Here is a 21,725-nt window from a genome sequence, read left to right as displayed (position 1 = left end):
TCCGTAATGGCTTGAATTTCCTGCAGGTGCCCGGCCAAACCGGTGTCGACAGCCTCGGCGTAGTGCCCGGGGGTGAGGCCGGCGAACGCCGGAAGTCCATACGGCAGGGGGCTGGGGCTCAGGAGGGGTTAGTCATGAAGTGACTCTTTCACGTAAGAATCGTGTCCTCAAGGGCGGCACGCCCGGGCGTGCGGGTCTTCCGCCTTAGGATAAAAGTCATGGGGAACATCACATCTGCGGCACGACGGATCCGTCATTCACGAGCCATGATCGTGACGATCACAGCGGTGGCTGCATTGTCACTGGGCGCTTGTGGTGTCCTTGCCGAAAACGATGACCAGAACCGCAGCGCAGCGGCCTCTGCTCCCGCTTCGGAGTCGCCAACACCAACCCGCACTCCGGCGCCCAACCCGACTCCCGGCAAAGGGCCCGCCTGCCCTGAACTTCGTTGCACTTCCATCACCGTGACCGGGGACATGCTGGTCCATACCCAGTTGTGGCAACAGGCCAGGGCAGATGCCGCGGCAGCCGGCCTTCCCGGGTACACGTTCGTCCCCCTCCTTGAAGGGCAGCGACGCTATATCCGCAACAGCGACCTCGCCATCTGTCATCAGGAAACACCGGTGGCGACGCCAGAGGGGCCCTTCTCGGCCTATCCGTCCTTCAACGTTCCGCCGCAGATCATCACTGCGTCCAAGGACGTTGGCTACCAGGCGTGCACCACAGCGAGCAACCACACCATTGACCGCGGGACTGACGGGCTTCTGCGGACGCTCGATGCCCTGGACGCAGCCGGGCTCAAGCACACAGGCTCCTACCGTACCGAAGCGGAGTCCAAAGAGATCCTGATGCTCCAAACCGAGGCTGCCAAGGTGGCCGTCATCATCGGTACCTACGGCCATAACGGTCAGATTCCCGAGTACCCCTGGCTGGTGGACGAGCTTGATCCCGCAGCCATGATCGCCAAGGCCACGCAAGCCAAGACGTTGGGGGCGGACATCGTCCTGGGAGTGATGCACGCAGGCGACGAATATGCCAGCGAAGCAAACGCCCAGCAGCAGGATGTTGCGCACGCGTTGGTGGACAGCGGCCAGTTCACTATGATCTACGGGCACCACACCCACTCTGTGCTGCCGATAGAGAACTACAAGGGAACGTGGATTGTGTACGGACTGGGCAACGGTGTCACGGAGCTGTCGCCCTGGTACGTGCTCAACAACGAAGGTCTGCTGGTGAGGGCCCAGTTCAGCCAGAATGCCGCGGGCGCCTGGACCGCTTCAGACCTTGCCTGGGCGCCTTCGGTGATTGTCCGGGACCCCTACCGATGGTGTTCTGTGGCCAGCGATGCTCCACAGGGAGTCTGCGCGTCACCGGCAGCCGACGCGGCCACTTACCAACGGACCAAAGCTGTGGTGGAGTCCATGGGTGCAGCGACTGCAGGCGCGCACGAACTGCTGATTACCAAGGAGAAATAGCGCCTACCGCGGCCGGCGGGCGGCGTGTTCGCGCGCCAGTCGGGCGTAGTCGTCGTCGGGCGTTCCCGGTACAAAGGTGCCGTACTTGCGCTCGGCCGCCGTTCGGATGAGGAAATCGGCAATCGCCGGGTTCTTCGGCAGCAATGAACCATGCAGGTAACTGGCTACCACATTGTTGTAGCGCGCGCCTTCGTGCCCGTCCTTGCTGTTGTTTCCGGCACCTTTTGTGACGGTCCCAAGAGGTTCGACGCCGGGACCCAGAGTTGTCTGCCCGCTGTGGTTCTCGTAGCCCAGAATGTCTCCGAACTCGGTGGACTTCATGATCACGTTTCCAATGAGCCGCTCATCGGTGCCGTGGGTTTCGACGTCAAGGATGCCGATTCCGGGAATGACGGGCCCAGCACTGGTTTTGAAGAACTTGCCGAAAAGCTGGTAGAGACCGCAGATCACCAGCATGGGGGCACCGCCATCGGCCAGGTCCCGGAGGTGGTCTGCGCGTGCCTGGAGATCGTCCTGGATGACCACCTGTCCGCTGTCCTGTCCGCCTCCACCGACAACAATGTCTATGTCCTCGGGGAATTCGTCACCCACGTTGTATTCAAGCAACTCCGGTGTGTAGCCGTGCCACTTGATGCGCTGCTGGAGGACCAGGGCGTTGCCCCAGTCCCCGTAGATGTTCATCTCGCGGGGGTAGAGCTGAAGGACGCGGAGGGTCCCCTTGCTGGGCTGCGACGATTCGGGCTGTGCTTCCGAGGTCATGAGACCACCTCAACTATGGTGATTTTGGCGAGTTCGCGGCGGATCGCGAGCATGGAGGTGTAGGTGCAGAAAATCCGTTTGGGTTTGCCGCGGGAGCCGTTGATGAACGTGCGCAGAGCGGCGGTGATGTCCGGTTCCACCACGCCGAACGGCACGTCGTCGTACTGCAACCGCAGCGCCATGTCGTAGGCGCGGACGCCAGTGAGGACTTCCACGCCATCCTCGCGCAATGATTCGAACTCCACATCCCAGAGCCAGGACATGTCCCTGCCGTCAGCGTAGTTGTCGTTGATGGCGATCATGGTGGCGTACCCACCGGCAGGGAAGGACTTCAGCCCGAGCCGGAATCCACTGGGATTTTTCACGAGGACAAGTTCCAAGGGCTGGCCATCCACGGTGAGGCTTTCACCACGACCAAAGGCGGGAGCTACTTCGCCCAGTGCTTTGACCAGTTTGGGGGTATCGACGGGGCCGGTACCGAGGACAGCGCGCGCCAGCGACAAGGCGGCAGCTGCGTTGAAGATGTTGTAGACCCCCCGCAACTTCATTTCGGTACTGACGGTTTCGCCGTCGAACTCGAAATCGGCGTCCTGCGCGCCTACCCGGCGGAGCACGACGTCGGCGGCCGGCAACTCTACTGGCTCACCTGGTGCCGCGGCCACCGAAGTTCCGGACGGCGACGGGCCGGAGCCCGAGGTTCGCATTTCGTCGTCGTTCGGGAAAGTGCTGCGCAGGGATTCGTCGAGGCCGAAGTACCGAACGGCGGGGTGGTGAAGTGCGTCAACGTCATGAAGGATCTTCGCGATCCGGGCCACGCGGGGATCTTCACGGTTCAGGACCACGGTGTCCGTGGTTCTGGAGGCGATGTGCTCCAGTAAGCGGGCGGTTTTGTCGATTTCGCCGAAGCGGTCCAATTGGTCGCGGAGGACATTGAGCAGGAGGCTGAAACGGGGCTGGACCTTGTTGACGAAATGCACGGCATGCGCTTCGTCGAGTTCCAGGATGGCGATGTCGGCATCGAGCCGTCCGCGCCAGTCCACTTCGCCAAGGAGGGACGCGGCCACGCCACGGGTGAAGTTGCTGCCAGAGCGGTTGGTGAAGACTTTCAGGCCTTGGCTTTCGAGGAGCTCCACCACCATCTTTGTGGTGGTGGTCTTGCCGTTGGTGCCACTGACCACGGCCACGCCGTGGGGGAGTGAGGCCAGCGTTCGCTGCATGAAGCCGGGATCGATTTTCTCAACCACCAGGCCGGGAAAAGCTGATCCTCCGCCCCGAAGCCGGGACAGTGTGCGGACCAGCTTGCCGAGGGGGACGCTGAAGGAAAGCATGCTCTGTAATATATCCCAGTCAGGGCATGGAACCCGGACTGGGCGGAGTCGCCGGTGGCCGCAGAAGACGTCGCGGCAGGCGCAGCGCACTATGATGGATCAATGACCAACCCCCTTTCCGACGCTTCATCGCGCGTGGGTTCAGGACTCAGGATCGGCGTTCTGGCACTTCAGGGCGACTTCCGCGAGCATATCCACGCTGTGGAGGCCGCTGGAGCCACCGGCGTGGGTATCCGCCGGCCGTCCGAGCTGGACGATGTTGACGGCCTGATCATCCCCGGCGGCGAATCCACCAGCATCGACAAATTGTCGCGGATCTTCGAACTGCGTGATCCGATCCAAAAGCGCATTGCAGACGGCCTTCCCGTCTACGGCTCCTGCGCCGGAATGATCCTCCTGGCCGATGAGATCGCCGATCCCGCCAAGGATCTCAACGGAAATCCCCAGCAGACTTTCGGCGGCCTGGACATCACTGTGCGCCGGAACGCCTTTGGGCGCCAGCGTGAATCCTTCGAAACGGATCTCGATTTCAAGGGCCTGGACTTCAGCGCCGGGGAGTCCGGCGTGGATCCCGTCCACGCCGTCTTCATTCGTGGTCCCTGGGTGGAGCGTGTGGGTGCGGACGTTGAAATCCTGGCGCAGGTTGATCCGGACCACGCCAGCCACACGGCTGCTTTGCACGGAGTGGCTAGAATTGTTGCAGTGCGCTCCGGCCACCTGCTGGCCACCTCCTTCCACCCGGAAGTGACTGGGGAGAAGCGCGTGCATGAACTCTTTATTCGAATGATCAGAGGAGAAGCGTAAAGCATGTCAGGCCACTCCAAATGGGCGACCACCAAGCACAAAAAAGCCATCATTGACGGCCGGCGTGCAAAGTCGTTCGCGAAACTGATCAAGAACATCGAAGTTGCTGCCCGCATGGGCGGCCCGGACCTCGCCGGCAACCCCGGCCTGGAACTCGCCGTCACCAAGGCCAAGAAGACTTCGGTACCCAATGACAACATCGATCGCGCTATCAAGCGTGGCGCGGGCCTCACCGGCGAGGTAGTCGACTACACCGAAATCATGTACGAGGCCCGCGGCCCGCAGGGTTCGGCACTGCTGATCGAATGTCTGACAGACAACAAGAACCGGGCAGCTTCGGAAGTCCGCCTCGCCATTTCGCGCAACGGCGGCACCATTGCCGACCCCGGATCGGTCAGTTACCTCTTCGCCCGGAAGGGTGTTGTGGTCCTGCCGAAAAACGGCCTCAGCGAAGACGACATCCTGATGGCTGTCCTGGAAGCCGGAGCCGAAGAAGTGAAGGACAGCGGCGAGAACTGGGAAATCCATTCCGAGCCCTCTGACCTCCAAGCCATCCGCGACGCCCTCAAGGAAGCCGGCATCGACTACGAAACCGATGAAGCCGAATTTGTTCCATCCATGCAGGTGGAGCTCGATGTCGATGGTGCCAAGAAGTTCATGAAGCTTGTCGATGCCCTGGAAGATCTGGACGATGTCCAGAACGTTTACAGCAACGCGGACCTCAGCGAGGAAGTGCAGGCAGCCCTCGACGCCGAGTAGTCGGCCCGGCGCAGCACTTACTTTTTGTCACTCAGCAGGTTTACAGCCACCAGGAAGGCCCGGACTTGACTCTTCGCGTATTGGGAGTCGATCCGGGCCTCACCCGTTGCGGCATAGGCGTTGTGGACATAGAGCGGAGCCGCAGGGCCACCATGGTGGCCGTCGGCGTGGTGGGCACTTCTGCTGAGCTGACGCTGGATAAGCGTCTTCTTGTCATAGCCCAAGCCATTGATGAATGGCTGGACCTTCACAAGCCCGACGTCGTAGCCGTCGAACGTGTTTTTTCGCAGATGAACGTCAGCACGGTGATGGGTGTGGCACAGGCTTCGGGCGTGGTTATCGTGGCGGCCGCACGTCGCGGGATCCCCGTCGCGTTGCACACACCTTCGGAGGTCAAGGCGGCAGTTACCGGCAGCGGCACTGCCAACAAGGATGCGGTGACCAAGCTGGTGACCAAGATTTTGCGCCTGGATGCTCCGCCGAAGCCCGCTGATGCCGCGGACGCCCTTGCGCTTGCCCTGACGCACGCGTGGCGCGCAGGCAGTGGAATGGGCTCAGCCAGCGGCGCGAACGGTAAGGCTGGTCTCACGCCCGCCCAGAAAGCGTGGGCTGACGCGGAAGCAAAAGCGCGCCGCAAACGGTGATTGCCAGCTCCCCTTGCTAGGGTATTCGTAGATATGTTCGGATAGTCCGCTTCTGCCGCAATACTGAGAGCAGTATGACGGTGACGGAGCAGGCAGTATTTCAGGAGCCGGGTCTTGATCAGTTTTCTCCGTGGAACCGTAGCCCACGTTGGTTTGTCCACCGCTGTAATCGACCTCAACGGTGCGGGCATGAGTGTCTTCGCCACGCCGCAGACCTTGAGCCACCTCAAAACAGGGACTGAAGCCAAGCTCTTCACGTCCATGATCGTCCGCGAAGATTCGCTCACGCTCTTCGGATTCGCCGACGACGACGAACGTGAAGTATTCGACGTCCTGCTCAGTGTCAGCGGGGTAGGGCCGCGTTTGGCGTTGGCCGTCCTCGCCGTGCACGAACCGGAGGCCATCCGGGTGGCTGCGCACACCGGTGACAGCAAGACGTTCACCAAGGTGCCGGGAATCGGTCCCAAGGTAGCCGGCCGGATTGTCCTTGAACTGGCCGGAAAGTTGGTTCCCCACGGGACTGGTACCGGTACTGCTCCCGCAGTGGCCCCCAACGCCGAATGGAAGCCGCAGGTAGTCGCAGCCATGACCAGCCTGGGATGGTCCGAGAAGGACGCAAACGGCAGCATCGACAAAGCAATGGCCGACTCCCCGGAACTCGTGGATGCAGCGAACGTGGCCCAAATTCTCCGCGCCACCCTGCGGTGGCTGGGCCAGGACGGGGCACGTGCAGGCAATCGTGTAGGCAGCCGTGGCTGAGCAGTCACTCGTCAACGGGGGAGAGGAACCGGAAGAGCGGGTCATTGAGGCTGCACTCCGTCCCAAGAACCTGCATGATTTCGTCGGTCAGCACCGTGTCCGTAAGCAACTGGCACTGGTCCTCGAGGCGTCAAAGATGCGCGGCCGCAGTGCCGACCACGTTTTGATGTCCGGCCCTCCCGGCTTGGGCAAGACAACTCTGGCCATGATCATCGCGGCAGAAATGAACGCTCCATTGCGTATCAGCAGTGGTCCTGCCATCCAGCACGCCGGAGACCTCGCCGCCATCCTCTCCTCCTTGTCCGAAGGGGAGGTCCTGTTCCTGGACGAAATCCACAGGATGTCCCGGCCTGCAGAGGAAATGCTCTACATGGCCATGGAGGACTTCCGGGTGGACATTGTGGTGGGCAAGGGAGCCGGCGCTACGGCCATACCCTTGGAGCTGCCGCCGTTCACCCTGGTTGGAGCCACTACCCGTGCCGGCCTCCTGCCGGGTCCGTTGCGTGACCGCTTCGGCTTCACAGGCCACCTCGAGTTCTACTCGGTTGGCGAACTGGAGCTTGTCCTCCGACGATCTGCCGGCCTGCTGGACCTGAAGGTGAACTCGGCCGGGTTCACCGAGATCGCGGGCAGGTCGCGTGGTACGCCACGCATTGCAAACCGCCTCCTTCGCCGTGTCCGTGACTGGGCCCTGGTCCATGGCATTGACCAGATTGACGCCCGGTCAGCTTCGGCTGCTTTGGACATGTATGAAGTGGATGCGCGGGGGCTGGACCGGCTGGACCGTTCCGTGCTGGAAGCGCTCATCACCAAGTTCAATGGCGGTCCTGTGGGATTGTCCACCCTGGCGATCGCGGTGGGAGAGGAACCGGAAACGGTGGAGACCGTGGCCGAGCCGTTCCTGGTGCGTGAAGGACTGTTGGGACGCACGCCGCGGGGCCGTATTGCCATGGCGTCTGCGTGGACGCACCTAGGTTACGCCGTTCCGGCCGGAGTCTTCGGCCAGGAAGCCCTGGCACTGTTCGGCGAGGACGAAAACCACGCCGAAAGCGTAGATACCATCGGTTAACACGCCCTGTTCAGCTTTTCCCTCTAGACTGGTATGACGCTCGGCACGTTCGAGTCCTTGATCCATGCAACCGCCTCGCGGATCTGCCAGGGACGTTGCCGTGGACCAAAACGTAAGTACAGAACGGAACTTCCCTGTGGATCCAATGACCATATTGCTGTTCGTCATGCTTGGACTCTTTGTCTTCATGATGTTCCGCCGCAACAAGAAGACCCAGCAGCAGCAGGCTGAGATGCAGTCCAAGTTTGCTCCGGGCGTCGACGTCATGACCAGCTTCGGTCTCTTTGGCCGCATCGTCTCCATCGACGAAGCCGAGAACAAGGTCGTCATCGAACTTTCCCCGGGTAACCAGGCCACGGTTCACCGCCAGGCCGTCACCAAGGTCGTCGAGGCGCCCGCCGAGGAAGCCCCGGTTGTGCCGGACGACGCTTCTTCCCTGACTACCGCAGATGCTGAAGCTCCTGCCGCAGTTGAGACGCCCGAAGAAACCATTGCGCGCCTCAACAAAGAGGACAAGAAGGACAACTAGGATCGTCAGGCGCGGCACCCCCGCGCCAGGCAACTTCTACGGCAGCTGAGAGCCGCCGGCAGACGCTCACCAGCGTTGGCCGGCGGCTGTCCGGCGATAACAGGAAGATCGATAATGGCACGGACCGGCCCCAAAAATTCAGCCCGCAGGGTGCTGACCTGGCTTGGAGCAATATTCGTTGTACTCACCGCTGTCCTGGGTGGCGGAGTTTTGACTGGCAACGCCAGTTGGGCCCCCAAGCTTGCCTTGGACCTCGAGGGCGGTACCCAGATGATCCTGGCGCCCAGGGTTGAAGGATCCAGCGAGATCAACGAAGAGCAGCTCAACCAGGCAGTCGCCATCATCCGTCAGCGAGTTGATGGCTCGGGCGTTGCTGAAGCAGAAATCAGCACCCAGTCCGGCCGCAATGTGGTGGTCAGTCTCCCGGGCACACCCTCCAAGGAAACCCGCGACCTGATCCAGGCTTCGGCCGACATGAACTTCCGGCCTGTCATCACCTATGGCGATCCCGCTGCAGTTCCCGTGGAATCGCGCACACCGGATGACCAGCTGAACAAGCCGACGGCGGAGCCGGCCAATGCCAGCGATGCCAATTGGATCACCCCGGAAATCCAGAAGGAATTCGAAGCCCTCGACTGCGTCAATCCTTCGACTGAAAGGCGTGAACGCTCCGATCCGGCCAAGCCCCTTGTGACCTGCGAAGCTGCCACGGCCACGACGCCCGCCATCAAGTACATCCTTGGACCCGTAGAAGTCCGGGGCCAGGACATCAGCGACTCCACCTTCTCCCAGGTGCAGGGCGCCCAGGGTTCGGTCACCAACTCCTGGGGCGTGAACATCGTCTTCAACGGGGATGCCACAGAGAAGTTCAAGGCCGTCACCGAGCGGCTGAACCAGTATTACGTGGCTGCACAAGCCCAAGGATCCGACGATCCCAAGTCCCAGTTCGCCATTGTCCTGGACGACAAAGTCATTTCCGCGCCGCGTTCCCTGGCAGTGATCACTGACGGACGCCCTCAGATCACAGGCAATTTCACGCAGGCTACCGCCAAGGCGCTGTCCGATCAGCTCCGCTACGGCGCCCTGCCCATCAGCTTCGAGATTCAGTCACAGGAGCAGATTTCGGCCACCCTGGGTGGCGACCAGCTTCGGCTCGGGTTGCTGGCAGGCATGATCGGTCTGGCGCTGGTGGTTGTCTACTCACTCTTCCAATACCGGGCCCTTGGCCTTGTCACCATCGCCTCCCTGGTGGTGGCAGGTGTCTTGACCTATCTCGCCATCGCGATCCTCGGTTGGACTGAAAATTATCGACTCTCCCTTGCTGGTGTGGCTGGTTTGATCGTGGCCATCGGACAGACTGCTGACTCGTTCATCGTCTACTTCGAGCGCATCCGCGATGAACTGCGCGAAGGCCGTGGACTGGTTTCCGCCGTCGAAAACGGCTGGAAGCGGGCCAAGCGAACCGTCCTTGCGTCCAAGGCCGTTAACCTCCTTGCAGCCCTGGTGCTTTACTTCGTGGCTGTCGGAAACGTGCGTGGCTTCGCCTTCACTTTGGGACTGACAGCCCTTGCCGACCTCTTGGTGGTCTTCATGTTTACGCACCCCATGCTGCAGGTCCTGGCGCGCACCAAGTTCTTCGGGGAAGGCCACCGTTTCTCGGGCCTCTCCCCGGACCGTCTTGGCGCAGTTCCCTTATATCGTGGCGCGGGCCGGCTTCGGACACCCGATGAGAAGCCCACGCCTGTTCGTGCGCGCAACACCGGCGCAGTGGCTGAGGCCGAGCGTCGCATGACCATCGCCGAACGGCGCCTTGCCGAGAAGGGCCAGCTGACCGGTTCCTCCAAGGCAACCAAGGAGGAGAAGTAATGACTACGAGCTTCGCAACCTTCGGCCATGAGCTGTACACGGGCAAGCGCTCGTACAACTTCGTTAATTCGAAGAAGATCTGGTTCATCATCGCGGCCGTCGCGGTGGCCCTGTCCATCCTCATTCCAGTGGCCAAGGGCGGATTTAACCTTGGCATCGAATTCAGGGGCGGCTCGGAGTTCACCGTCTCCAACGTGAGCACCACGGATGCCAGCCTCGGCGAAAAGGCTGTGCACGACGTCGTACCCGGCGCCATTCCCCGGGTGGCAAATGTCGCGGGCAACACCATGCGGATCCAAACGGACCAGCTGACCGATGACGAGACCAACCGCATCAAGGATGGCCTCACCAGCGCGTACGGCGTCACCGAAAATGAGGTGACGTCCAACTTCGTCGGTCCCACCTGGGGGCAGGATGTCACCAGGCAGGCACTCATCGGCCTGGTGGTCTTCGTTGGTTTGGCTGCCATCCTGATGGCGCTGTACTTCAGAACCTGGAAAATGTCGTTGTCGGCCCTCGTGGGCATGCTTGTCACGATGTTCACCACAGCGGGTGTCTACGCCCTGAGCGACTTCGAGGTCACGCCGTCGGCCATCATCGGCTTCCTGACGGTCCTGAGCTACTCGCTCTATGACACCGTGGTGGTCTTCGACAAGATTCGCGAGAACACTGCCGACATTTCCACCTCCACCCGCCGTACGTTCGGTGAAGAGGTCAACCTGGCCGTCAACCAAACCCTGGTCCGCTCCATCAACACCATGATGGTGGCCGTGCTCCCGGTCGCAGCCATCCTCTTCATCGGTGCCGGACTGCTTGGCGCGGGCACGCTGCGCGACCTCTCGCTGGCGTTGTTCGTCGGGATCCTCATCGGTACGGCAGCCACCATCTTCATCGCTGCGCCCCTTTACGCCTGGCTGCGCCAAGGTGAACCGGAGCTCGTGAAGCAGGCCAAGAAGGTAGCCCACCGCCGGGCCGACGCCACCGTATAGGCCCGTCGCAACACCTCTGTTTGACCAAAGAGCCGGTCCCCGCACTTATGCAGGGACCGGCTCTTTGACTTGCCCGTCCTGTGCGTCATGTGCTGCCCATTTGCAGAAGCATTCACCTGCGGGAATAGACTTAGAGAATTATTCGGTTGTGAGGGGTACTTCTGTGGAAGAACGTGCGACGTCGGCACCACCGGCGGGCGGGGAAGACGGCCACAATGCTGTGGCGGTTCCAGCAACAAGCATGGCTGGACGGACTGCGGGAGCTGTTCCGGTGGACACCCCTGGCGCGCGTCCCACCTTCCCGGGGCGGCGGGAGCGTACACGTTCCCGGCTGGCCCGTCTGACCGGCCGTGGCGTGGCTCCATACTCGCCGATCCTCGAACCCTTGCTGCGGACGGTGCGGGCCAACAACCCCAAAGAAGACTTTGACCTGATCCAGCGGGCCTTCACAGTTGCAGAGCGGAGCCACCAAGGCCAGAAACGCAAGAGTGGTGATCCCTACATCACCCATCCGGTGGCCGTGGCCACCATCCTGGCTGAACTCGGCATGACAGGCACCACGCTGGCGGCGGCGTTGCTTCACGACACCGTGGAGGACACTCCCTACACGCTCGCTGACCTCACACGGGATTTTGGTCCCGAGGTTGCCATGCTGGTGGACGGCGTAACCAAGCTGGACAAGGTCAGCTTTGGTGAAGCCGCACAATCCGAGACCGTCCGCAAGATGGTTGTGGCCATGGCCAAGGACATCCGCGTCCTGATGATCAAGTTGGCTGACCGCCTGCACAACGCCCGTACGTGGCGCTTCGTCTCCGCTGAGTCCTCCTCCCGCAAGGCTCGTGAAACGCTGGAGATCTTTGCCCCGCTGGCTCACCGACTGGGCATGAACACCATCAAGTGGGAGCTCGAAGACCTGTCCTTCGCTGCCCTGTACCCCAAGGTGTACGAGGAAATCGTGCGCATGGTGGGAGACCGTACGCCGGAGCGCGAGAAGAGCCTCAGCGTCATCCGCAACCAGATCGCAGACGATCTGCGCACGGCCAGGATCAAGGCGACCATCACTGGGCGTCCCAAGCACTATTACTCCATTTACCAGAAGATGATCGTCCGGGATAAGGACTTCGACGACATCAACGACCTCATGGGCGTGCGTGTCCTGGTGGACTCGGTCAGGGACTGTTACGCAGCGCTGGGTACCCTGCATTCGCGATGGAACCCCCTTCCGGGGCGGTTCAAGGATTACATCGCCATGCCCAAGTTCAACATGTACCAATCGCTGCACACCACGGTGATCGGCCCGGGCGGCAAGCCCGTGGAGATTCAGATCCGTACCCACGAGATGCACCGCCGGGCCGAGTACGGTGTGGCAGCGCACTGGAAGTACAAGGACCAGCCCAACCGTACGGCGCAAGGCCCGGGCAGCCCTCGCGACGGCGACATGGGCTGGTTGAGGTCCCTGGTGGACTGGCAGCAGGAAACGTCAGACCCCGGCGAGTTCCTGGACTCCCTGCGGTATGAGATCAATGCACGCGAAGTGTTCGTCTTCACCCCCAAGGGTGAGGTCATGGCTCTGCCTGCGGGATCAACTCCCGTCGATTTTGCCTACGCCGTCCATACAGAGGTGGGTCACAGGACCATCGGGGCCCGCGTCAACGGCAAGCTGGTCCCGCTCAACAGTGAGCTGAACCATGGCGACTGGGTGGAGATTTTCACCTCCAAGGCCGAAGGAGCCGGTCCCAGCCAGGACTGGCAACACTTCGTCAAGTCGGCACGTGCACGCAACAAGATCCGCCAGTGGTTCACCAAAGAACGCCGCGAAGAAGCAATCGATCGCGGCAAGGACATGCTGACCCGGGCCATGCGGAAGCAGAACCTTCCGCTGCAGCGCCTGATGACGCACGACGCCTTGTCTGCGGTGGCCGAGGACTTCCACTACGTTGATATCTCCGGGCTCTACGCAGGTGTCGGTGATGGGCACACCTCCGCCCAGTCCGTGATGGAAAAACTCGTCGAGCACTTGGGAGGCCACGAGACTCCGGATGAAGATCTCGAAGAAGTCAGCATTCCAACGCAGGTCGCCAAGTCCAAATTCTCAGACTCCGGAGTCATCGTCCGCGGTGTGGGCGACGTTTGGGTCAAACTGGCCCGTTGCTGCACGCCCGTTCCGCCGGACCCCATTCTGGGATTCGTCACCCGAGGCTCTGGCGTCTCCGTCCACCGAACGGATTGCACCAATGTTTCCGGGCTCCGGGACCAGCCGGACAGAATCGTTGAAGTGGAATGGGCCCCCACACAGTCGAGCGTCTTCCTGGTGGAAATCCAAGTGGAGGCCCTGGACCGTAAGTCGCTGTTGTCCGACGTGACGCGGATTCTGTCCGAGAACCACGTGAACATCCTCGCTGCGTCGGTCCATACCTCCAGCGACAGGGTAGCGATCTCGAAGTTCGCGTTCGAAATGGGTGACCCCAAGTATTTGCACCACGTCCTGAATGCCGTCCGCCGCATTGATGGTGTCTTTGACGTCTACCGCACCACGGGCAACAGGCGGCGCACCTAGTCGGCTGCAAGGTGCGACAACGTGGCCAGCGCGCGCCGCTTGTGGGGAACGCGGGGTGCTGCCTCCACAGCCAGCGTGAGGAGTCGCAAGCGGATGCCCAGGTCCTCCTTGGCCAGGAGGCGCCTTAGGGCCGGGAGGGCGCGGTCGCTTTCCACGTGCAAGGCGATGTCCGCTGCGGTGCGGAGCGGGCTGCTCACCAGCATCCCGCCCAGGCTTACTACGTCCATCTGGCCCAGCCTTACCTCGTGGAGGCTGCAGGCGGTGCTTCCGCGCAGACTTGAAATACGGTGCTTCGCATCCACCAGGAGTGACAGGTGCTCCGGAGGGTTCGCGCAGCCGTAGATCCACGCGGCCGTGAGGCGGCCGGCGACTACTTTGGTCCGGATCCGTTCCGGAACTGTGAGGGCTGCTGCACGGGCCCGGAGGCGATGGGTGATTGCGGTGCCCGGCGAAGCATAACTCTTCCCGTAGAGCGGCAGCAGGATGCCGTCGAAGGCCATGCTCTGGAGTTCGTTCCATGTAAAGATCCGGTTGGGGGAGTACAGCTCTGGGATGACCGGCTCCGATAAGTGCGGGGCGGCGACAGCGGGGTCCATCCACTGATCATTCCGTGCAGCCACCCAACCAGTACAGGCTCCGTCCCGGTTATGTGGATAACCGGGACGGAGCCTGCAGTACTGCCAAGCCTGGAGTGCTAGGCGAGATCGCTTGCAGAACGCTGAATCTGGTCCAGCCACGCCTGGCGGGCCTCCAAAGCCTCGCGAGCGGCCTTGATGCGGCGCTGGTCGCCTGCCTTCTCCGCCTTTTCAAGGTCATCCTTGAGACCGGCGATGGCAGCTTCGAGTTGGGAGAGGGCGCTGTTGGTGCGTGCCTTGGTCTCCGGGTTGCTCCGGCGCCACTTCTCTTCTTCGGCTTCCTTGACGGCGTCTTCGACCTTGCGGAGTCCGGCCTCGATGCGTCCCATATCCCCGCGCGGAACCTTACCGGCATCTTCCCAGCGGTCCCGGATGGACTGGAGGGCCTTCTTGGTTGCGTTGAGGTCGTTGATGGGGAGCAGAGCCTGCGCTTCGGCTACGAGCTGCTCCTTGACCACCAGGTTGGCGGTGTACTCCTGGTCGATTTGGTCGTTGGCTGCCTGGCGGTTGCTGAAGAAGACGTCCTGGGCGGCGCGGAACCGGCCCCACAGTGCGTCGTCATCCTTGCGGCTCGCCCGAGGGGTGGCCTTCCACTGGTCCATCAGCCTGCGGTATTCACCGGCGGCAAATCCCCAATCTGTGGAAGAGGAGAGGGCTTCGGCCTCCGCGATCAGCGCTTCCTTGGCAGACTTTGCCGCTGAATTGTTGCTGTCCAGTTGCGAGAAGTAGGCGCGGCGGTGACGATCAAAGACAGTGCGGGCCGAACGGAACCGCTTCCACAGTGCGTCCTCGTTGCTTCGACCCAGACGTACGCCGCTCTTCTGCGCCGCCTTCCAGGTTTCAAACAACTCGTTCATGCGTGCGCTGGAGGTCTTCCATTGGATCTGGGCAGGATCCTGTCCGGCAATGGATTCGGCTTCGGCAACGATTGCTTCACGAGCAGCGAGTTCACTGGCACGCACAGCATCGTGTGCTGCCTTCTCTGACTTTTCCAGCTCCACGACCTGAGCGGACAGGGCATCCAGGCGTGCCTCAGCAGACCGGATGTCGCCCACCATGGTGCGCTCTGCGAGTTGCTCGCGGAGATGGGTGACAGTTTTTTGCATGTCCGTGGCCGGAGCTTTTGATTCCACACGGTGTTCCAGCAGGACAACCTGGGCAACGATGTCGTCGAACTTCCGGGCGAAGTAGCCCAGGGCTTCGTCGGTGCTGACACCCGGGTACTGGCCAACGGCGATCTCTTCGCCATCCAACGTCAGGAACACGTGGCCATCACCTTCAGCGCGGCCCCACTTGGCTGCCTCGGCAAGAGACGCGGCGGACACGGCCGGGGCAGCGGGAACGACGGCGGCAGGGGCCTTGGGGCGGGCCGCAAACGCTGCAGGTGTTGGCGCTGCGGACGGGGCCGGTCGCGGTGCGGCCGGCTCGCTTGCGGCAGCTTCGGCCTCGGGCGTCGCTGCAGGTGCCGGCTTGTCCTCGGCTGGGGCCTCGGTCTCGGCTGCGGCCTGGGTCTCGGCTGGGGCCTCGGTCCCGGCGGCTGCCACAGTCTCTGCCGCTGCCTCATCAACATGCGTTGGTTCTTGTGCAGCTGCCGGGGCGACGGCGGTTTCTGCAGTGCCGGGGCTGGTCGCCTCGACTGCTTCTTCTTCGTTGGCCACTACTGCTGTTTCGTCGGATTTCTGACTGTCTGTCACCGCTAAAAGTCTTTCGCTTGGAGGGACTGCTAAGGTAATGCACCCCGGGCCGGGCCCGGAGCTGGTTACTTCAGAGAAAACGAGTCTATCGTGACAGGTGCCACAGGGGCGCCGTCACTGGTGCTTTCGCCGGTTTTCAGGCCTGCGGCGGCGATGTTGGTGACCACGTCCAACCCGCTGGTTACCTTGCCCACTATGGTGTATCCACCTGCCGTATCAGCCGGAATGGTGGTGTCCTTATAGACGATGAAGAACTGGTGGCCGTTGCCGTAGGCGTTGTTCCCGCTGCGGGCCACCGCAATTGTTCCCGCGGGGTACTTGTTGTCTGCGGGCGTGTTTTCGAGCGGACCCCATCGGTAGTCGGGGTCGTCCGCGCCGTCGTCGGACGTGGCGCCGCACTGAAGCAGCCCGAAGGTTTCCGAGGTCGTCAGGCGGTGGCAGAACTTCCCGTTGTAGTAGCTGGCATCGCTCAACGACTTGAGGACTGCGGCGGCCTGCGGTGCCGCAGTGCCGTTCAGTTCGATGCCAAGCACGCCGGTGTTCAGCGCCAGCTCGCCGGTGAAGGTCTTACCCGCTGCGGTATCAGGGCTGGGAACGTCCGGACTGTTGGACGCAACGGCAGAGGGAGAAGCGGACGGAGAACTCAGGCCCGCCTCTGCAGCAGTGAACTCAGCCTCGGTGGGGTTGGAGCTGAAGGCAGTCAGTTGCAGCACGACGGCGAGGATCACTGCCGCTGCACCCGCGCCGATGGCGATGGTGTTGTCGCGTTTGCGCCGCTTGCCCTGTTCCTGCCGCAGGGCACGCTTGGCTTCCATCTGCTTGATGCGCCGTTTCGCTTCGCGGTCATCCCGCGACCTTGTTGCCAAGAGTCCTCCTGATTTTGTGCACTTTACGGGGCCGCCGACAGGAACCCGGGCATGCTGCATTAGATGTGCACGCGCGGAAAGCATAAACTGGCTGCCGCACATAGTTTATGCATGACCGGCTGGACGCCCGCCCTGTAAACGCCGTACGGGCGTTTTAAAGCTGTGGGTCCTGTACCAGCGTCAGCTTTCTTCGAGGAGACATTTCCACCATGGCACGTACCGCCTCCCTGTCCGGATTCCCCGAGTGGCTTCCCCAGGAGCGGTTGGTGGAGCTCCATGTGCTGGATACGCTCCGTAAGACGTTTGAGTTGCACGGGTTTTCGTCCATCGAGACCAGGGCAGTGGAAACAGTGGGGCAGCTGCTCCGCAAAGGCGAGATCGACAAAGAGGTTTACGGCCTGAGCCGTCTCCAGTATGACGAGGGTGAGGCAGCGAAGTCGGATAAGGCGGATCCCAACGCCTTGGCATTGCACTTCGACCTGACTGTTCCCTTCGCGCGCTACGTGGTGGAGAACGCCGGGTACCTGGCGTTCCCCTTCCGCCGCTACCAAATCCAGAAGGTGTGGCGTGGCGAGCGGCCGCAGGAAGGCCGCGCCCGTGAGTTCACCCAGGCGGACATCGATGTGGTGGGCGACGGCGAGCTTCCGTTCCGCTACGACGTCGAGATTGCCCTGGTCATCGCCGAGGCACTGAGCGCATTGCCGATTCCGGATTTCCGGCTCCGGATCAACAACCGGAAGCTGGCCGAGGGCTTCTATCGCGGCATCGGCCTGACGGACACTGCCGGGGTCCTGCGCAGTATCGACAAACTGGAAAAGATCGGCGCCGCGAAGGTTGCCGAGCTGTTGAAGAGTGAGCTCGGTGCCACGGACGAGCAAGCCGGACTGGCCCTGAAACTGGCGAGTATCCGTACTGAAGACACCTCCTTCGTCCAGCAGGTGCGCGCCTTGGGCGTCACCGATGAGCTCCTGGAGGAAGGGCTTAACGAGCTGGAGCAGGTCATCCAGGCGGCCGTTCAGCGTGCTCCGGGCAAGGTGGTTGCCGATTTGAGCATCGCCCGCGGCTTGGATTACTACACCGGAACTGTGGTGGAAACCGTGTTGGTGGGCCACGAGCAGCTCGGTTCCATTTGCTCCGGTGGCCGCTACGATGCCCTGGCCAGCAAGGGCAACCGCAAGTTCCCCGGCGTCGGCCTTTCCATCGGTGTGACGCGCCTCGTTTCGCGCATCCTTAGCCAGGAACTGGCGACGGCCTCGCGCTCGGTCCCCACAGCGGTCCTGGTTGCGTTGAACACGGACGACAGCTGGTCTGCGGCGCAGGATATCGCGGCACAGTTGCGGGGGAGGGGCATCGCGACCGAAGTTGCTGCGAAGGCCGAGAAATTCGGCAAGCAGATCAAGTTCGCCGACCGGCGCGGTATCCCGTTCGTGTGGTTTACCGACGACGACGGGAAGCACCAGGTCAAAGACATCCGTACCGGCGAGCAGGTTGACGCCGACCCCGCAGAATGGACGCCGTCGGAAGAGGACTTGCACGTCCGCGTCACCACCGCCTGATACAGGCATCGCTTGTTCCGCCGTTTGGCGGGAGCCGCGGCCGGGGCGGGTAAACTCGGATGGGACTGCCATTGCTGCGGTCCCTATAAATTTCATGCTGAAAGGAATGCTGTGCTGCGCACACATGACCTCGGATCACTTCGCTCCGAGCACATTGGACAAACCGTTACCCTGGCCGGCTGGGTGGGCCGCCGCCGTGATCACGGTGGCGTTGCATTCGTTGACCTGCGTGACGCGTCCGGTGTCGCCCAGGTGGTAGTCCGTGAGGAAGAGGTCTTCCATGGCCTGCGGAACGAGTACGTCCTGCAGGTGACGGGTACCGTCAACAAGCGTCCCGAAGGCAACGAAAACCCGGCTCTGGCGACGGGTGACATCGAGGTGATCGCTGACAAGGTGGTCATCCTCAACACCTCCGAGCCGCTTCCGTTCCAGATCGACGAACACGTCGAAGTCGGCGAGGAAGCACGCCTCAAGCACCGTTACCTGGACCTGCGCCGTCCCGGCCCCGCCCGCAACATGCGCCTGCGTTCGGAGGCCAACCGTGTGGCCCGCGAACTGCTGCACCAGCGCGGCTACGTCGAAATCGAGACGCCCACGCTGACGCGTTCGACGCCGGAAGGCGCCCGCGACTTCGTTGTCCCGGCACGCCTGGCGCCCGGTTCCTGGTATGCCCTGCCGCAGTCGCCGCAGCTTTTCAAGCAGCTGCTCCAGGTGGGCGGCTTTGAGAAGTACTACCAGATTGCCCGTTGCTACCGCGACGAGGACTTCCGTGCGGACCGCCAGCCGGAGTTCACCCAGCTGGACATCGAAGCCAGCTTCGTGGATCAGGACGATGTCATTGAGCTTGGCGAGGCAATCGTCAAGACCCTGTGGCAGCTCATCGACGTCGAGATCCCCACTCCGATCCGCCGCATGACGTATCTGGATGCCATGGCCAAGTACGGCTCGGACAAGCCGGACCTGCGCTTCGGTGTGGAACTGACAGAGCTGACGGACTTCTTCAAGGACACCAACTTCGGTGTGTTCAAGGCACCCTACGTCGGTGCAGTGGTCATGCCCGGCGGAGCTTCGCAGCCACGCCGTACGCTGGACGGCTGGCAGGAATTCGCCAAGCAGCGCGGACATAAGGGCCTTGCCTACGTTCTCTTCAAGGAGGACGGCGAGCTCGCCGGCCCCGTTGCCAAGAACCTCACGGAAGAAGAGCGTGCCGGACTGGCCGACGCCGTGGGTGCCAAGCCGGGCGACTGCATCTTCTTCGCCGCCGGTGAGAAGTCAGCGGCACGCGCCCTGCTCGGTGCTGCCCGCGTTGAAATCGGTCACCGTACCGGCTTGATCGACCCCAACGACTGGGCGTTTGTCTGGATCGTGGACGCTCCCATGTTCGAGCCCGCCGCCGCGGCCGTCGCTTCCGGTGACGTAGCTGTGGGTGGTGGCCAGTGGACGGCCGTGCACCACGCGTTCACCTCGCCCAAGCCGGAGTTCCTGGACACCTTCGATCAGGACCCGGAATCAGCACTTTCATACGCCTATGACATCGTCTGCAATGGCAACGAGATCGGTGGCGGTTCCATCCGTATCCACCAGCGCGAAGTGCAGGAAAGGGTCTTCCAGCTCATGGGGCTGGACAAGGAAGACGCCGAAACCAAGTTCGGCTTCCTGCTGGAGGGCTTCAAGTACGGCGCCCCTCCGCATGGCGGAATGGCCCTCGGCTGGGACCGCGTTGTGGCCTTGCTCGCCGGTGTGGAGTCCATCCGCGATGTTATTGCGTTCCCGAAGTCGGGCAACGGCTATGACCCCCTGACCGCCGCTCCTGCACCGATCACCCCGCAGCAGCGCAAGGAGGCAGGCGTCGACTTCAAGCCGGAGGCCAAGTCGGAACCCAAACCCGCAGCCACGCCGGAAACCACGAACGAATAGACGGTCACCAAAGGCCCTCCACCCCGGTGGAGGGCCTTTGGTGTTTCCACCGAAGACTCCCTCAACGAAAGGTGCTGCTGGATGCTGGAGCAAGCATTCCTGGAAACTCTCATGGACAAGGCCTGGCCGGCCCTTGAGCGCGAAGACCTTGGTGGCGATGGCACAGCGAAGTGGGTGCTCCGTGCTTCGAACGGGGTGACGCAGCGGGCAAATTCCGTGTGGCCGGCCAACCCGGCAGAGAGTGCGGACAGTCATGTAGTGGCCACGGGCCTTGAGTCTGCCGCTGACCTTGAGCGATCCATCAGCGCTGCCTCGGAGTGGTATAGGCGCCGCCGCCTGCCGTTGATTTTCCAAGTGTTCGATGACTCCCGCAGTGCTGCCCTCAATGATGTCCTGGACCGCCGGCGCTTCACCCGGCAGTCCGAAACGAAGATCATGCTCCGCGGCCTGGACGGTTTGCCGCCCCGCCCGCCGAAGATGGAGATGCTCGAACTGCCTTCCGAGGAATGGCTCCGTCTCTGGTGGTCCGTTGATGGCCGCGGTGGTGAGGCCGAATTGTCGGTCGCTCACAGGATCCTCACCGCCTGTCCGGCGCTGTACGCCTTGGTGAGGGACGACGACGGCGTCCCCGCCGCCGTCGGACGCCTCGCCCTGGTTGATGGCTGGGGCGGTATTTACGGGATGGCGACCTCTGCCGGGCACCGCCGGCGCGGATACGCGGCCCAAGTGTTGGCGGCGTTGCTGCATGCCGGCGCTGTGCGGGATCTCAAGGGGGTGTGGCTTTTGGTCACGGCCGCCAACCACGGGGCACAGTCGTTGTACACCCAGGCGGGATTCATGGACCACGGCAGCTACCTGTACCGGCAGGCACCCCTGAAGCGTGCCCTCAGCGGCTGCTAACCCGCCGGCGTCGGATCAGTCACCGTGATCCGAATGGAGCAGGCGTCTGCTGCCGCTTTCTGCAGAGCCGCGGATTTGATCTCCTGGATGTCCAAGAACGCCAGCCGTGCGCGCCCTGTGAACGCTTTGAGGGCGGGCTGCGCAAGGACCTGATCCACCAATGCCCTGTCTCCGCCGGGAACGATGTATTCCATCCGGTGCCCCGTGAAGATCCTGGCCGCATGTTCCGCCGTGGACCTGGCGTCGATGAAGCGGTTGCCACTCTTAGAGGCGAGGACGGTGGTACCGCTGGCCGAGGCCACAGCGTAACCGCCGCGCCGGACCAGCACCAGGCCCAGCCCCCGTTCCTGGGTGGCCAACGAGGCAAGGCGGTGTATTTCGCTGCCGCCACGGCCGGGGCGTCCGTCCGATGGCCATGGCGCCCTCAGCAGCGCGGTGGCTCCGTCGGCTGCGCGCAGGAGGAGGCCGCCGTCGTCGAGGTCTTCCACCACAGGACCGTGGCCGGCTGCGAACCGTTCCACCCAACCCTGCAACCTGGCGGCGGACACCATGGCGGTCCGGATGGCCTGCTGGCGCGGGGCTGATGCTCGGCGGTCCATGGTGGATGTCTCCTTTGGTG

Annotated in this window: 19 protein-coding genes; 13 read left to right on the top strand and 6 right to left on the bottom strand. The window is 62.6% G+C overall.

The window, feature by feature from the left end; translation table 11 throughout:
* The first annotated feature begins 218 nt into the window (after window positions 1-218).
* On the top strand, window positions 219-1,475 hold the full coding sequence (locus tag RQH14_RS09200; protein WP_311212972.1) for a CapA family protein: 1,257 nt from the start codon (window positions 219-221) through the stop codon (window positions 1,473-1,475).
* Between the two features lie 3 nt (window positions 1,476-1,478).
* Here RQH14_RS09200 and RQH14_RS09195 read toward each other — a convergent pair whose 3' ends face one another.
* Together RQH14_RS09195 and RQH14_RS09190 are read right to left on the bottom strand one after the other, a co-directional pair.
* On the bottom strand, window positions 1,479-2,234 hold the full coding sequence (locus RQH14_RS09195) for a glutamine amidotransferase (protein WP_311212971.1): 756 nt from the start codon (window positions 2,232-2,234) through the stop codon (window positions 1,479-1,481).
* Window positions 2,231-3,562, bottom strand: a complete 1,332-nt coding sequence (locus RQH14_RS09190; protein WP_311212970.1) for a MurT ligase domain-containing protein — start codon at window positions 3,560-3,562, stop codon at window positions 2,231-2,233. Before RQH14_RS09190 ends, RQH14_RS09195 begins: the two co-directional genes overlap by 4 nt.
* Window positions 3,563-3,664: 102 nt before the next feature.
* Between RQH14_RS09190 and pdxT the strand changes: the two genes are divergently transcribed.
* From pdxT to RQH14_RS09145, 9 genes are all read left to right on the top strand, one after another.
* Window positions 3,665-4,366 carry a pyridoxal 5'-phosphate synthase glutaminase subunit PdxT gene (gene pdxT, locus RQH14_RS09185; RefSeq protein ID WP_311212969.1) on the top strand — a complete coding sequence of 234 codons (702 nt, stop codon included), beginning with the start codon at window positions 3,665-3,667 and terminating at the stop codon, window positions 4,364-4,366.
* Between the two features lie 3 nt (window positions 4,367-4,369).
* On the top strand, window positions 4,370-5,125 hold the full coding sequence (locus tag RQH14_RS09180) for a YebC/PmpR family DNA-binding transcriptional regulator (RefSeq protein ID WP_017197527.1): 756 nt from the start codon (window positions 4,370-4,372) through the stop codon (window positions 5,123-5,125).
* A gap of 65 nt (window positions 5,126-5,190) precedes the next feature.
* Window positions 5,191-5,769, top strand: a complete 579-nt coding sequence (gene ruvC, locus RQH14_RS09175) for a crossover junction endodeoxyribonuclease RuvC (protein ID WP_311212968.1) — start codon at window positions 5,191-5,193, stop codon at window positions 5,767-5,769.
* Between the two features lie 114 nt (window positions 5,770-5,883).
* Window positions 5,884-6,528, top strand: coding sequence for a Holliday junction branch migration protein RuvA (ruvA, locus tag RQH14_RS09170; protein ID WP_311212967.1), 645 nt, complete (start codon window positions 5,884-5,886; stop codon window positions 6,526-6,528).
* On the top strand, window positions 6,521-7,597 hold the full coding sequence (gene ruvB, locus RQH14_RS09165) for a Holliday junction branch migration DNA helicase RuvB (protein ID WP_311212966.1): 1,077 nt from the start codon (window positions 6,521-6,523) through the stop codon (window positions 7,595-7,597). The genes ruvA and ruvB overlap by 8 nt, the downstream gene beginning before the upstream one ends.
* Window positions 7,598-7,742: 145 nt before the next feature.
* A complete protein-coding gene (gene yajC / locus RQH14_RS09160; protein ID WP_311213071.1) occupies window positions 7,743-8,126 on the top strand; it encodes a preprotein translocase subunit YajC in 384 nt (127 codons plus the stop codon).
* A gap of 114 nt (window positions 8,127-8,240) precedes the next feature.
* Window positions 8,241-9,992: a protein translocase subunit SecD gene (gene secD / locus RQH14_RS09155; RefSeq protein WP_311212965.1), complete on the top strand. Its 1,752-nt coding sequence runs from the start codon at window positions 8,241-8,243 to the stop codon at window positions 9,990-9,992.
* The gene (gene secF / locus RQH14_RS09150) at window positions 9,992-10,981 is read left to right on the top strand and encodes a protein translocase subunit SecF (protein ID WP_311212964.1); all 990 of its coding nucleotides are present in this window, start codon (window positions 9,992-9,994) and stop codon (window positions 10,979-10,981) included. Before secD ends, secF begins: the two co-directional genes overlap by 1 nt.
* Window positions 10,982-11,144: 163 nt before the next feature.
* Window positions 11,145-13,538, top strand: a complete 2,394-nt coding sequence (locus tag RQH14_RS09145) for a bifunctional (p)ppGpp synthetase/guanosine-3',5'-bis(diphosphate) 3'-pyrophosphohydrolase (RefSeq protein ID WP_311212963.1) — start codon at window positions 11,145-11,147, stop codon at window positions 13,536-13,538.
* Here RQH14_RS09145 and RQH14_RS09140 read toward each other — a convergent pair.
* From RQH14_RS09140 to RQH14_RS09130, 3 genes are all read right to left on the bottom strand, one after another.
* Window positions 13,535-14,134: a hypothetical protein gene (locus tag RQH14_RS09140; protein WP_311212962.1), complete on the bottom strand. Its 600-nt coding sequence runs from the start codon at window positions 14,132-14,134 to the stop codon at window positions 13,535-13,537. The genes RQH14_RS09145 and RQH14_RS09140 overlap by 4 nt on opposite strands.
* A gap of 98 nt (window positions 14,135-14,232) precedes the next feature.
* On the bottom strand, window positions 14,233-15,867 hold the full coding sequence (locus RQH14_RS09135; RefSeq protein ID WP_311212961.1) for a DUF349 domain-containing protein: 1,635 nt from the start codon (window positions 15,865-15,867) through the stop codon (window positions 14,233-14,235).
* 65 nt (window positions 15,868-15,932) lie between these two features.
* Complete coding sequence (locus RQH14_RS09130; RefSeq protein WP_311212960.1) at window positions 15,933-16,733, bottom strand: peptidylprolyl isomerase; 801 nt, start codon at window positions 16,731-16,733, stop codon at window positions 15,933-15,935.
* Between the two features lie 209 nt (window positions 16,734-16,942).
* Here RQH14_RS09130 and hisS point away from each other — a divergent pair, with 209 nt between their 5' ends.
* The 3 genes from hisS to RQH14_RS09115 all read left to right on the top strand — a co-directional run bounded on the left by hisS (window position 16,943) and on the right by RQH14_RS09115 (window position 21,106).
* The gene (gene hisS, locus RQH14_RS09125; RefSeq protein ID WP_311212959.1) at window positions 16,943-18,289 is read left to right on the top strand and encodes a histidine--tRNA ligase; all 1,347 of its coding nucleotides are present in this window, start codon (window positions 16,943-16,945) and stop codon (window positions 18,287-18,289) included.
* Window positions 18,290-18,400: 111 nt separating this feature from the next.
* Entirely contained in the window at window positions 18,401-20,206 is a 1,806-nt protein-coding gene (gene aspS / locus RQH14_RS09120; RefSeq protein ID WP_311212958.1) for an aspartate--tRNA ligase, read from the top strand.
* A gap of 81 nt (window positions 20,207-20,287) precedes the next feature.
* Window positions 20,288-21,106, top strand: coding sequence for a GNAT family N-acetyltransferase (locus tag RQH14_RS09115; protein ID WP_311212957.1), 819 nt, complete (start codon window positions 20,288-20,290; stop codon window positions 21,104-21,106).
* On the opposite strand, the gene RQH14_RS09110 is transcribed toward RQH14_RS09115, so the two are convergent.
* Window positions 21,103-21,705, bottom strand: coding sequence for a Vms1/Ankzf1 family peptidyl-tRNA hydrolase (locus RQH14_RS09110; protein ID WP_311212956.1), 603 nt, complete (start codon window positions 21,703-21,705; stop codon window positions 21,103-21,105). The genes RQH14_RS09115 and RQH14_RS09110 overlap by 4 nt on opposite strands.
* Window positions 21,706-21,725 lie beyond the last annotated feature (20 nt).

Source organism: Arthrobacter sp. WCS2018Hpa-7 (assembly GCF_031843805.1).
GTDB lineage: Bacteria > Actinomycetota > Actinomycetes > Actinomycetales > Micrococcaceae > Arthrobacter.
Note: the sequence above shows the minus strand (reverse complement) of the source record. Positions and strands in the feature narration are given on the sequence as shown.